This is a genomic window from Pseudomonas sp. lyk4-TYG-107, assembly GCF_030209055.1.
GTDB lineage: Bacteria > Pseudomonadota > Gammaproteobacteria > Pseudomonadales > Pseudomonadaceae > Aquipseudomonas > Aquipseudomonas putida_A.
Genome location: NZ_JARVST010000026.1, coordinates 1 through 12,619 on the forward strand (window position 1 = coordinate 1; position 12,619 = coordinate 12,619).

Annotated in this window: 9 protein-coding genes and 1 pseudogene; 3 read left to right on the forward strand and 7 right to left on the reverse strand. The window is 60.9% G+C overall.

The features are described 5' to 3' along the window. Window positions 1–115 precede the first annotated feature (115 nt). The 7 genes from QRN61_RS21005 to QRN61_RS21035 all read right to left on the reverse strand — a co-directional run bounded on the left by QRN61_RS21005 (window position 116) and on the right by QRN61_RS21035 (window position 10,159). Entirely contained in the window at window positions 116–1,624 is a 1,509-nt protein-coding gene (locus QRN61_RS21005; protein WP_285375249.1) for a sensor domain-containing diguanylate cyclase, read from the reverse strand. Between the two features lie 210 nt (window positions 1,625–1,834). Beyond that, entirely contained in the window at window positions 1,835–3,151 is a 1,317-nt protein-coding gene (locus QRN61_RS21010) for an OprD family porin (RefSeq protein WP_285375251.1), read from the reverse strand. 197 nt (window positions 3,152–3,348) lie between these two features. Further along, on the reverse strand, window positions 3,349–3,570 hold the full coding sequence (locus tag QRN61_RS21015) for a hypothetical protein (protein ID WP_027612176.1): 222 nt from the start codon (window positions 3,568–3,570) through the stop codon (window positions 3,349–3,351). 289 nt (window positions 3,571–3,859) lie between these two features. Further along, a complete protein-coding gene (locus QRN61_RS21020) occupies window positions 3,860–5,224 on the reverse strand; it encodes a heavy metal sensor histidine kinase (protein ID WP_096795482.1) in 1,365 nt (454 codons plus the stop codon). Next, a complete protein-coding gene (locus QRN61_RS21025) occupies window positions 5,214–5,891 on the reverse strand; it encodes a heavy metal response regulator transcription factor (protein WP_007916978.1) in 678 nt (225 codons plus the stop codon). Before QRN61_RS21025 ends, QRN61_RS21020 begins: the two co-directional genes overlap by 11 nt. 9 nt (window positions 5,892–5,900) lie before the next feature. Next, a complete protein-coding gene (locus tag QRN61_RS21030; RefSeq protein ID WP_247268082.1) occupies window positions 5,901–9,002 on the reverse strand; it encodes a multidrug efflux RND transporter permease subunit in 3,102 nt (1,033 codons plus the stop codon). Continuing rightward, the gene (locus tag QRN61_RS21035) at window positions 8,999–10,159 is read right to left on the reverse strand and encodes an efflux RND transporter periplasmic adaptor subunit (protein ID WP_285375259.1); all 1,161 of its coding nucleotides are present in this window, start codon (window positions 10,157–10,159) and stop codon (window positions 8,999–9,001) included. The genes QRN61_RS21030 and QRN61_RS21035 overlap by 4 nt, the downstream gene beginning before the upstream one ends. A gap of 971 nt (window positions 10,160–11,130) precedes the next feature. On the opposite strand from QRN61_RS21035, the gene QRN61_RS21040 reads away from it, so the two are divergent. From QRN61_RS21040 to QRN61_RS27815, 3 genes and pseudogenes are all read left to right on the forward strand, one after another. Continuing rightward, window positions 11,131–11,493 (forward strand): DUF6124 family protein, encoded by a 363-nt coding sequence (locus tag QRN61_RS21040; RefSeq protein ID WP_096795485.1) that lies wholly within the window; start codon window positions 11,131–11,133, stop codon window positions 11,491–11,493. 313 nt (window positions 11,494–11,806) lie between these two features. Beyond that, window positions 11,807–12,046: a hypothetical protein gene (locus QRN61_RS21045; RefSeq protein ID WP_064589103.1), complete on the forward strand. Its 240-nt coding sequence runs from the start codon at window positions 11,807–11,809 to the stop codon at window positions 12,044–12,046. A 149-nt stretch (window positions 12,047–12,195) separates the two neighbouring features. Then, window positions 12,196–12,477, forward strand: a pseudogene (locus tag QRN61_RS27815) (PAS domain-containing protein); the annotation flags it as partial. Between the last annotated feature and the right edge of the window lie 142 nt (window positions 12,478–12,619).

Genomic DNA, 12,619 nt, shown 5'->3' on the forward strand with positions numbered 1-12,619 from the left:
TTCAAGCACCGCGGACTCACAGCTTGCCATCCACCCCTCTCACCCCAGAGTTTATCCCCTTACTCAGACACAAGCGGGCTTGCTCGCGAAGAGGCCAGTTCTATCGCCGAAAAAATCAGCCAGCCACTACTATCCGGTTACGCCCACCTTCCTTGGCCTGATACAGCGCCTTGTCCGCTGCAAACAACAACTGCTCCAGCGTCATCTCGCTCGCCGCCGTCCACGTCGCGATGCCAATACTCACCGTCATCGGCCGTTCGGCCCCGTCGACCAACGGCATCTGCTCGACCGCCTGGCGGATATGTTCGGCAATCTGCCCTGCGCCGCTGCTGTCGGTTTCGGCGAGTATCACCGAGAACTCTTCGCCACCGTAACGGGCGACCAGATCCCCTGGTCGTCGTACGTTCGCCGTGATCACCTTGGCCAATTCACGCAGCGCCTGATCACCGGCCTGGTGCCCATGCCGGTCGTTGAAGGCCTTGAAGTGGTCGGCATCGATCATCATCACCGACAGCGGCTTGCCCGAACGCTGGGCGCGGAACCATTCGTGGCGCAGCGCCTGATCGAGCATCCGCCGGTTGGCCACGCCGGTCAGCGCATCGGTGGCGGCCAGTTGCGCCAGTTCACGTTCGGCGCGCTGGCGCAGGCGCAGCTCACGGGCAAGTAGCCAGGTCAGCCACAGCAGCCCGGCACACAGCACGCCGGTGGCGCCGCTGATCAACAGCGCGGTGCGGCGCCAAGTGCCGAACACCTCATCACTGGACAGCGCGACCATAACGGTCAACGGCAGATTGCCGACCCGCGAGTAGGTGTAGAGCCGTTGCTGATGATCCATGCTCGAAGTGCTGGTGAAACTGCCACTGCCGTCCTTGTCGCCTAGAATCCGCACCACGTTGGGCCGGTTGCCGAAACTCTTGCCGATGGAGTCACTTTGCAGATAAGGCTTCTGCGCCAGCAGCACGCCGTCGCTGTTGATGATGTTCAGCGTGCTGTCTTTACCGATATCGAGGCTGTTGAACAGTTGATCGAAGTAGTCGAGTTTCATCGACGCCACCGCCACGCCGGCGAATTCTCCGGTGTCCGAGGAAATCCGCCGACTGAAGCTGATGCGCCACTCATTGGCTTCGTCGCAATCGCAACGGGTCTTGAACGGGCGGCTGATGAACATGCCCATGTCACGGTTGAAGGCATGGGCGAGGAAATAATCGCGGTCGGCGAAGTTGCCCGGTTTGGGTTCGATGCGCGATGAGTCGGCGACCACATCGCCATGCTTGTCGAGCAGGAGGATGTCGCCCTTGAAGCGCGCGGTGGTCGAGCGGTCGAACAGTGCCAGATGGCGGATCTGCGGGGTGACGTTGCGCAAGTCGTCGCGCTGGGCGGCGGCGATCAGGCCTTGCAGGGTCAGGTCGTACAGCTCGACCGTGCGCAGGACATCGGCGTCGATCAACTGGGCGATGGTGGTGGCACTGCGGGTGGCCGACTCCTGAGCGTTGGCGTGCTCACGAATCAGCAGAAAAGTGACGATGCACAGAATCGCGATCACGGTCAGCGAACTGCCGCAGATCAGCAGCAATTCGGGGCGTCCGGTCTTGCCCGCCAGAGGTGGGGTACGGCTCGCGATCATGATGGGGGCTGTCGGTTGGGGTAAGACTTATAAGAGTAGTTGCACAAACACTGCTGCTGAAGCCAGAAACCATTCCCAATGTGGGAGCGAGCCTGCTCGCGAAAGCGCTGTGTCATTCAACCTGGATGTCGAATGGTAGACCGCTTTCGCGAGCAAGCCCGCTCCCACAGGGTATATCTCTAAATTCAAGACCGTGGTGCAGGGGGGATCTTAGAAGACGTTGATCGGGTAGTCGACAATCACCCGGTATTCATCGGTATCGGTATCAATCGCGCCGTAACCGTTGCCACCCCGGTTGGTCGCCCATTGCAGGCGTACCGCGAGGTCTTTTGCCTGACCGCTCTGCACCACGTATTTCAGATCGAGGTCGCGTTCCCAGTGCTTGGCGTTGCGACCGTCAGCGCTGTACCACGAGGCATAGCCTTTGCTGCCCGGATCGACCTTGGTCAAGTCCACGGTGCCGCGCGAATAGGAAACCGCCGAAGTCAGGCCCGGCACACCGAGACCGGCGAAGTCGTAGGCGTACTTGAGCTTCCACGAGCGTTCGTTCGGGCCGTTGAAGTCCGAGTACTGTTGCGAGTTGTCGAGGTAAACGCTGTCGCCCTGGCTGATGTAGTCGAACGGCGTGTTGCCGTTCACGCGCTGGTACGCAGCGGTGACGCTGTGGTTGCCGATGCCGACGGTGAAATGCAGGCTGTAGGTGTTGTTGTCGATGTTACCCAGCAGCGCGTCGCCGGTGTCCTGCGTGTGATAGAAGTGCAGGCCCGGGTTGAGGCTGACCAGATCGTTCAACTGCCAGGTGTAATCCAGGTCGTAGTAGTACTGGTTCCAGATGTCCTTCAGCTCGGCGGCGTACAGATTGCTGGTCAGGCCTTCGACGCCGCTCCAGGACACGCCGGCCCAGTTCAGGTGACGGCTTTCGTCGCCCTCGGCGAGTTTGCCGTAGGACGTGCCGATGCGCTGGCGACCGCTCTGATTGTACGGCTTGGTAAAACTGGCCTGACCACCTTCGAACATCCAGCCGTCGAAGCTGTGGTTGGTCAGGCTCACGCCACGAAAGGTCTGCGGCAGCATGCGCGAATCACCGCCGGCAATCACCGGGTTGGTGAGGAACAGGTCACCGGCCTTCAGCTCGGTATCGAACGCGCGCATCTTCAACGTGCCGCCCGCAGTCGAGAACGAGCCCGGCGCTTTGCCGTTGCCATCGCTGATCGGCAGGATGCTCGAACCATCGGTACCGCCACCGCCGTCGAGCTTCAGCCCGAGCATGGCGTGGGCATCGATGCCGAAGCCGACCGTGCCTTCGGTGTAACCCGACTGGAAGATCCCGAGAAAACCTTGGCCCCACTCGATGTTGTCGTCCGTCTGCTGCAGACGGTTGCGATTCATGTAGTAGTTGCGGGCGTTGAGGTTGAGGCTCGAGCCTTCGATGAAGCCTTGTTTGGCGGCTTCGTCGGCGTGAGCGGCGGGGGCAATCGTTGCGGCAATTGCAATGAACAGCGAGGTGAAACTGTCTGGGTAACGCACTTGCGACGGAGCTCCTTGGGTCAACTGACACTTCAATGTCTTGAGGTGCGGGATGTTTCTTGTTTTTTACAGACGAACCAAACGGCTTTCAGACCACAACGAAAAAAGGCCGCTGAAAGGCAGCGGCCTGGAAGGACGACGGTTGAACGGGAAGAGCCAAACAACCGCGTCGAGGGAATTGTTTCGCGGTGCGCGACTCAGCTGTCTTTCTCGGCCGCTTGAGCCTGGGAAGTGGCGGCTTGAGGGGCTTGCGAGGCGTCCTGCGACTTGGCCATCACTTCTGCCTGAGATTGTTCGAAGGCGTGAGCGCGAGCGGCATTCTGCGCTACGAACGCTTGCGATTCTTCAGCCATCGCCATCGGCGACAGGATCAATGAGGACAAAACGAAAGCGCTGGCAATACCCATACTGTTGGACATCTTGAAAACCTTCTTGCTTGGCAAGTGCTGTTTGGTGCGGGCAAAGATAAGGTTGCCGGGCGCCGAGAAACAGCGTGATTTTCATAAATGACTGTTACAGCAAAAGCAAAGATCAACCGCGGGTTGACTCCATTCCCTGTGGCGAGGGGATTCATCCCCGATGGGCTGCGAAGCAGCCCTCAATCCTTTGTACTGGTTGTGTCAGGAAGATCGCGATCGCTGGATTTTGGGGTCGCTTCGCAACCCATCGGGGATGAATCCCCTCGCCACAGGGGACTTTAATCAGCGATTAAACGGGGAGGTGAATCCCGAAGGTATTCATCCCCCGATCACTGCGCACAAACACATCACCACCGTGCATCAGCGCAATCGCCTTGACGATCGCCAGCCCCAATCCATGGTTGTTGCCGCTGTTGCTGCGCGAGGCATCGACCCGGTAGAAGCGTTCGAACAGACGCGGCAAGTGCTCGCTGGCAATCGGCGATCCGGGGTTGGCCACGCCGATGCTGACCTGATGGTCTTCAACTTCGATGCACACCTCGATCATCTGGCCCGGCTCGGTGTGCTGCACGGCGTTGCTCAGCAGATTGATCAGTGCCCGGCGCAGATGCGCGATCTCGATCCGCACCTGCGCATCGCCACTGACGTGCACCTGCACTTGCGCATCTTCGAGGATGAAATCCAGGTACTCCAGAGTGGTCGCGACTTCATCAGCCAGCGAAGTTTCGGTGAGCTTGGTCGCCTTGCTGCCCTGGTCGGCGCTGGCCAGAAACAGCATGTCGTTGATGATCGAACGCAGGCGTTCCAGCTCTTCGAGGTTCGATTGCAGCACTTCGAAGTAATGCTCGGCGGAGCGCCCGCGGGTCAGCGCGACCTGGGTCTGGCCGATCAGGTTGGTCAGTGGCGAGCGCAGTTCATGGGCGACGTCGGCGTTGAACGATTCCAGGCGCGAATAGGCCTGTTCGACCCGCTCCAGGGTTGAGTTGAACGAGTCGACAAACTGCTCCAGCTCCGGCGGCAAGGGCGACATGCGCAGGCGTCCGGCCCGCAGTGGCGGTGCCAGGCGCTGGGCTTCGTGAGACAGTTTGATCAGCGGCTTGAGACCGATCCGCGCCACCCAGTAACCCAGCGCCGAGGCCAGCAGCACGCCGACAATGGCCAGGCTGACCAAGGCGATCAGCAGGCTGTGCTGAGTCTCGTGGAAAGTCTCGGTATCGATGCCGATCATGAAGCGCAGCGGCGGGCGCTGGTCCTTGGCGGGTAACTCGGTCAGCAGCACTTTCAGCGGATAAGGATGCTCGGGCAACTGCAGGTCATGCATGCCGGTTGGGCCTTTGGCGAAGGCGCGGATTTGCGCGTCCGGCTCGCCGTACTCGTAACCGGGATCACCGCTGACCACCCAGAAACGAATGCGCTTGTCTTCCTCGCCGAGCAGCTTGAGCTTGGCGTTGATCTTCACCCAATGCTCAGGCGTGCCATAACGATTGAGCGCCGACTCCAGCACGCTGTAACGCGCATCCAGCTCGGCTTCCGGCAGCAGACCCAGGCCTTTGTCGACCTGCTGATACAGCGCGCCGCCAATCAACAGAAACACCAGCAGCGCCACCAGCGTAAACATCCCGCTCAAACGCAGGGCAATCGAATTACTGGACACCACGGCTCTCCAGCACATAACCCATGCCACGAATCGTGTGCAGCAGTTTCTCGTCGAACGGCCCGTCGAGCTTGGCGCGCAGACGCTTGATCGCGACTTCGACGACGTTCGCGTCGCTGTCGAAATTGATGTCCCAGACCATCTCGGCAATCGCGGTTTTCGAGAGGATTTCACCTTGCCGGCGCGCCAGAACACTGAGCAGCGAGAACTCTTTCGCCGTCAGGTCCAGCCGGGTGCCGGCGCGGGTAGCCTTGCGGCTGATCAGATCGATCCACAGGTCGGCGATGCTCACTTGCACCGGTTCATGGCCACCGCTGCGCCGGGTCAGCGCCTGCAGGCGGGCCACCAGTTCCAGAAAGGAAAACGGTTTGCCGAGGTAATCGTCGGCGCCGTCTCGCAGGCCCTTGATCCGGTCTTCGACGCGCTCGCGGGCGGTGAGCATGATCACCGGCGTCTGCTTGCGCGCACGCAATGCGCGCAGCACGCCAAAGCCATCCAGGCCCGGCAACATCACGTCGAGGACGATCACCGCGTAGTCGCTTTCCAGCGCCAGGTGCAGGCCTTCGACGCCGTCGCGGGCCAGGTCCACGGTGTAACCCTGTTCCGTCAGACCGCGGTGCAGATAGTCCGCGGTTTTTTCCTCGTCTTCGATAATCAGAACGCGCATGACCCTGCCTCAGTCTGTGGTCGCCAGTGCCGTCGCGGGCATTGGTTTGGGCCTGTGGAAAAGCCGCTCAAGCCACAAGTATATGACCGGCGTGGTAAACAGCGTCAGCATCTGGCTGACCAGCAAGCCGCCCACCACCGCGATCCCCAGCGGCTGGCGCAGTTCGGCGCCGGTGCCGTAACCGAGCATCAGCGGCAACGCGCCGAGCAGCGCGGCGAGGGTGGTCATGATGATCGGCCGGAACCGCGTCAGGCACGCTTCGAAAATCGCATCCTGCGGCGCCAGTCCGCGATTGCGCTGGGCTTCCAGGGCAAAGTCGATCATCAGAATGCCGTTCTTCTTGACGATACCGATCAGCAACACCAGCCCGATCAACGCCATGATCGAAAAATCCTGACCGCAGATCCACAGCATGATCACCGCCCCGAGACCGGCCGCCGGCAGGGTCGAGATGATTGTCAGCGGATGTACGAAGCTCTCATAGAGCACGCCGAGAATGATGTACACCGCCACCAGCGCCGCGAGAATCAGCCACGGCTGACTGGCCAGCGAACTCTGGAACGCCTGCGCCGCGCCCTGGAAATTGCCGCTGATCGCGGTCGGCATGCCGATCTCGGCCTTGGCCTGATTGAGCAGGATCACCGCGTCGCCCAACGCCACGCCGGGCGCCAGGTTGAACGACAGGTTGGCGGCGGGGAACATGCCGTCATGGGCAATCGACAGCGGGCCGATGGTCGGCGCATCGAATTTGGCCAGCGCCGACAGCGGCACCATCTCGCCACTCAGCGGCGAGCGCAGGTAGAAATAGTTGAGGCTTTCGGCCTTGCCGCGCTGCTTGGTGTCCAGCTCGAGAATCACGTTGTACTGATTGACCTGGGTCTGGAACTCATTGATCTGGCGCTGCCCGAACGCATCGTACAGCGCTTCGTCGACATCACTGGCGGTCAGGCCGAAACGCGCGGCGGCACTGCGGTCGATGCTGATGTGAGTGATGCTGCCGCCCAGTTGCAGGTCGTTGGAAATGTCGCGGAACGCCGGGTTGCTGCGCAGTTTTTCGGTCAGGCGCTGGGTCCATGTGGCGAGGGTCGCGCCGTCGTTGCTCTTGAGCACGTATTGATACTGCGCGCGACTCGGGCCGGAGCTGAGGTTGATGTCCTGGCCGGCGCGCAGATACAGGACGATGCCCGGGACTTTCATCAGTTGCGGACGAATGCGGTCGATGAACTGGCTGGCCGAGACGTCGCGGTCGCCGCGTTTTTTCAGGGCAATCCAGAAGCGGCCGTTGGCGATGGTCTGGTTGCTGCCGGACACACCGACCGAGTGCGAGAACGCCTGAACGGCCGGATCGGCGGCGACGATTTCGGCCATGGCCAAGTGTTTTTTCACCATGTCGCCGTAGGAAATATCCGCAGCGGCTTCGGTGGTGCCGAGGACAAACCCGGTGTCCTGCACCGGGAAGAAACCCTTGGGGATAAAGATGTAACCGGCAATCGCCAGTGCCAGCGACAGGCCGAACACGCCGATCATCAGTTTCTGGTGGGCGAGGGCGCGGCGCAGACCTTTTTCGTACCAGCCGAGCAAGCGTTCACTGAAGCCCGGTTTGTCGTGGGCGTGGTGCACCGGTTTGCGCATGAACAGCGCTGCCAGCGTCGGCGCGAGGGTCAGCGACACCACCACCGAAATCAGAATGGTCGAGGTCGCGGTCAGGGCGAATTCCTTGAACAGCCGCCCGACCACACCGCCCATGAACAGCAGAGGAATGAACGCCGCCACCAGCGAGAAACTGATCGAAACCACGGTGAAGCCGATCTCGCCGGCACCTTTGACCGCCGCTTCGCGCATGCTGTCGCCGGCCTCCAGATGCCGGTGGATGTTCTCCACCACCACAATCGCATCGTCCACGACAAACCCGACCGCGACGACGATCGCCACCAGCGTCAGGTTGTTCAGGCTGAATCCCAGCAGGTACATCAGGGCGAAACTGGCGGTCAGCGATACACCGAGCACCGCCGACACAATCATCGTCGCCGACAACTGCCGCAGGAACAGCGCCATCACCGCCACCACCAGCAGGATCGCGATCAACAGGGTGATCTCGACTTCATGCAGCGAGGCGCGGATGGTCTGGGTGCGGTCGATCAGGGTTTTCACCTGCACCGAGGCCGGGAGCATGGCTTCGAGGCCGGGCAGGGCGGCTTGAATGCGGTCGACGGTTTCGACGATGTTCGCGCCGGGCTGGCGCGAGATCACCAGGTTCACCCCGGGTTGATCACCAGCCCAGGCTTGCACGTAGGCATCTTCCGAACCGTTGACGACTTTGGCGACATCCCGCAGGTGAACCGGGGCGCCGTCCTTGTAGGAAACGATGAGTTGGCTGTAGTCCTCGGGTTTGAATAACTGGTCGTTGGTCGACAGTGTCGAGATGCTCGATTCGCCGTACAACGCACCTTTGGCGAGGTTGAGGCTGGTCTGCTGGATCGCCAGACGAATGTCGGCCAGGGTCAGGCCGATGGCCGCCAGTTTGTCGGCCGAGGCTTGCACGCGAATCGCCGGACGTTGCTGACCGGTGATGTTGATCTGGCCTACGCCGTCGATCTGACTGATCTGACGCGAGAGCAGGGTTTCCACCAGATCGCTGAGTTCGGTGCCGGGCATTTGCGTCGAGCTGACGCTTAAGATCAGCACCGGGCTGTCGGCCGGGTTGACCTTCTTCCAGGTCGGTAGGGTCGGCATGTCCTTGGGCAGCTTGCCGGCGGCGGTATTGATCGCCGCCTGGACTTCCTGGGCAGCGGTATCGATGCTCTTGTCGAGGGTGAATTGCAGGGTCAGCAGGCTGGAGCCGAGCGCGCTGCTGGAGGTCATCTGGGTCATGCCGGGGATGGCGCTGAATTGCACCTCCAGCGGCGTGGCCACGGACGAAGCCATGGTGTCGGGGCTGGCGCCGGGCAACTGCGCCGAGACCTGAATTGTCGGAAATTCCGCTTCCGGCAGTGGGGCGATCGGCAGGCGCGGGAAGGCAATCACGCCGACCAGCACCAATGCGATGGTCAACAGAATCGTCGCGACCGGGTGATCGATGCACCAGGTGGAGACGCCTTTGTGCGCCTTCATGGTTTCGGCTCCGCTTGCACCACCTGTGGCGGCTCGCTCATGACCTGCACGGTCGAGCCGGGTTTGAGCCGCGACTGGCCGTCGGTTACCAGCACGTCACCGGCCTTCACGCCTTTGATGATGTCCTGGCCACTACCCTGATAGACCATCTGCACTTGTACGGCTTCGACTTTGTCGCCACTCACCCGGTAAACGAAGTGTTGATCGAGACCGCGCTGTACGACAGTGGGCGGCACCACCAGCGCATTCTTATCCAGTGCCGTCTGAATTTTTACCGTCACCAGCAGGCCCGGCCAGAGCTTTTGGCTGGCATTGTCGAATTCGGCCTTGGCGCGGATGGTGCCGGTGTTGGCGTTGATCTGGTTGTCGATCAGGGTCAGGTGACCTTCGCCGAGCAGGTTGCCGGTTTCGCCGTCGGTATCAGCGCCGATGTAGGCCTTGACCTGTGCGTGCTGCGGATCGTTGATCAGGCCTTGCAGGGTCGGCAGCATTTGTTGCGGCAGGGAGAATTCCACGGCGATCGGGTCGATCTGGGTCACGGTGAACAGGCCGGCGGTGTCGGTCATGCGCAGGAAGTTGCCTTCGTCGACGGTGCGAATACCGACGCGGCCGGTGACCGGGGAGCGGATCTGCGTGTAGGAAAATTGTACTTGCGCCGCGTCGATTGCGGCCTGGTTGCCTTGGGCGGTGGCCTTCAACTGGTTGACCAGTGCTTGTTGCTGGTCGTAGGTCTGTTTGGAGACGCCGTCGTCGACGCTGAGCAGTTTGTAGCGTTTGAGGTTGACCAGGGCGACTTGCAGTTGCGCCTGGCTTTCGCCCAGTTGTGCGCGGGCCTGGTCGAGGCTGGCGCGGATCGAGCGGTCGTCGATGGTGGCGAGCAGGTCGCCTGCTTTGACGAGTTGGCCTTCCTTGACGAGGATTTTGGTGAGGATGCCGTCTATTTGTGGGCGTACTACGACGCTGTGTAATGAGAGTACGGAGCCGATGCCGGTGGTGTAGCGGGGGACGTCTTTTTCGCTGACCGCGATCACTCGCACGGGGATGGCGGTGGGGGTGGCGAGTTTGGTCGGGGCGGGTTTCAGGGTGTACCACAGACCTGCGCCTGCGAGGACGATCAACAGGATGGCGAGCAGGGCTTTGTTCTTTTGGATTCGCATGCGGGGTGGGCGCCGGACGGAGTTTGGGCAGGGTTGTTGTCTTTATAAACCTGTCTGCAGGTCAGTAGGGTGACGGCTAGCTGTCAGCGCTGTCAGTTTCGCCGGGGTGTATATCCGTTTCTGCGGGTGTGGCTGATTACGGTTCCGCCCTTACGGCGGGTCACTTTTTACAAACGCCTAAAAAGTAACCAAAAACGCTTGCTCCTACGTTCGGCCCGCTCGCTGGGGCTCGGGGTCCCTTCGCTTCGGGATCGATCCGGGCGCAGCGCCTCCGGTTTGCTTCGCTGCACCTCCTCTCGCTGTGTTTGGCTTCGCCAAACGGTCGCTGCGCTCCCACCCCCGGATCAATCCCTCCACTCAGCCTTCCGATGTCGCCCGTGGATCAAGATCAAGATCAAGAGCGACAGCCGAGCTTGCGCTCATCCTGGAGTGGGGCGGCATGCGCCGCGTGCGGGTTGTACTTATCTTCCCTGTAGGAGCTGCCGCAGGCTGCGATCTTTTGATCTTGCTTTTGCTCTTTTGTGGGAGCTGGCTTGCCAGCGATGACGGCCTGACAGCCGACCAATCTCCGGTAGGTGTACTCGGTTCAACGGTGGGAGCGGGCTTGCTCGCGAAGAGGTCTGTCCAGTCAGCCGATTACGTTGAGCTGTTTAATTCTGTGCCAAATAACCAGAACCTTCCCACAAGGTTTTCAGGTTGTCCGTCGGAAGTGCGGTCTCTAGTCTTTGGTTGTCGCTGCAAATTCAGCGATCGGGTGTGGAAACCCGATTCAAGTAGAAACAATGCACCAGCACCGTAATCGTTGCCGACGTCTTTTTTCGTCTGCAAACTGCGTCGCGGCGGCTGTGCGTGGGCAGACTTCGGTCTGGCCGGTTGCCTACTTATCGGTTTTCCACCCCGCGCACAGTTGCCACCTTTTGTCGTGTGGAAACGACAAAGGCTGGCTCCCAAATACAAGTAGGAGCTACACCATGGATAAACTGATCCCAGACCCACCCCCCGAAACCACAACCCCGCTCGCCGAAGCCATCCGCGCAGAAGACCTCGCCAAAAACCGCGAAGCCATCAAACGCGCGCTCGACTTTTACCTCAGTCCGCAACCCGTCCCGCCGCGACAGCCAAGCACCATGTTTCTGGTCAACCCAGGCATCGACACCGAAACCCTGCTCGCCCACGCTTACGAATCGTTGGCCTCTGCCAGTGCCATCGCCAGCAATTTCGCCAATGAACTCGGCGGTCCGCAACGCAGCACGGCGTTGGCGATCCAGCAGATCGTCATGCTCGCCGAACTGGCGGTGAACCGGGCGCTGGATCGGGTTGATCCACGCACTTGATTCGTCCGAGCACCGCGTCATCGTTCATCGCGAGCAGGCCCACTCCTACAGGTTAAAAGACAGTCCACCTGTGGGAGCGAGCCTGCTCGCGAAGACGTCTGTGCGGGCGACGCACCTCTGCCGGCTATTGTTGTTAACCGGTCCCAAAAAGGGACCGATCATTCCCAATTTGGGAAACATTGCACCATCATCTACATCCGAACCGTTCGGCGTACGCTGCAAATCTTCAGGTGCCGAGTCCGGGCGCGCAGGTATACTGCGCGCCTTCGCGGCTCACTGTTCGGGCCCGACTTTTTTGCTTTGCGGAGCTTTTATGACTTCCCCGACCCAACCGCCGGTTGACGACGCTGTGAGCGATGTCCCGGCTGAACTGGCTGACGCCAGCGAGAGCAAACCCGAGATCCCGGCTTTCAAGTTCCCGTTCAAACCGGGGGAGCTGGCTGCTGCCAAGGGTTCGAATCAGCCGTGGTACAAGAACGGCGCCAAGAACGGCCACACCAAGACCCCGGGCATGGCGCCGCCGGGCACCCGTCGCTCGATGGGCAAGCGCTGAGTTTTATCCCGCCTTCAGCCATCGACTGCGATTTTCGGTCGCAGTGATGGCTAAGTGCTCAGATCCTGAGCCAGATCAATATTTGACCAATTGGTGCGCTTAGAGTCAGCAGCCCTGCCGACTCTTCCCATAAAACGAGCGCGCTTTCCATGAAGATCAATCTCCCGGTAACCGGCCGTAACGTCGATGTGGCGCCGGACGCGAACATTCTCTCGACCACTGATCTGACCAGCGCGATCACTTACGCCAACGACGATTTCATCAGAATCAGCGGCTACAGTCGCGACGAATTGCTCGGCCAGCCACACAACCTGTTGCGCCATCCGGACATGCCGGCGCTGGCGTTTGCGCATATGTGGCAGACGCTGAAGGGCGGGCGCTCGTGGATGGGGCTGGTGAAGAATCGTTGCAAGAATGGCGATCATTATTGGGTCAGCGCGTATGTCACGCCGGTTACGCAGAGCGGCGTGGCGGTGGAGTATCAGTCGGTACGCACCCGGCCGGATGCACGGCAGGTGGCGGCGGCGGAGCGGGTGTACGCGCAGTTGCGTGGAGAGTTGAAGGGACGGCGGC

Bases quoted from the DNA above. Each gene is read 5' to 3' on its own strand.
- QRN61_RS21025 (WP_007916978.1), bottom strand. From the start codon at position 5,891: ATGCGCGTTCTGATTATCGAAGACGAGGAAAAAACCGCGGACTATCTG.
- QRN61_RS21045 (WP_064589103.1), top strand. From the start codon at position 11,807: ATGACTTCCCCGACCCAACCGCCGGTTGACGACGCTGTGAGCGATGTC.
- QRN61_RS21030 (WP_247268082.1), bottom strand. From the start codon at position 9,002: ATGAAGGCGCACAAAGGCGTCTCCACCTGGTGCATCGATCACCCGGTC.
- QRN61_RS21040 (WP_096795485.1), top strand. From the start codon at position 11,131: ATGGATAAACTGATCCCAGACCCACCCCCCGAAACCACAACCCCGCTC.
- QRN61_RS21005 (WP_285375249.1), bottom strand. From the start codon at position 1,624: ATGATCGCGAGCCGTACCCCACCTCTGGCGGGCAAGACCGGACGCCCC.
- QRN61_RS21015 (WP_027612176.1), bottom strand. From the start codon at position 3,570: ATGTCCAACAGTATGGGTATTGCCAGCGCTTTCGTTTTGTCCTCATTG.
- QRN61_RS21035 (WP_285375259.1), bottom strand. From the start codon at position 10,159: ATGCGAATCCAAAAGAACAAAGCCCTGCTCGCCATCCTGTTGATCGTC.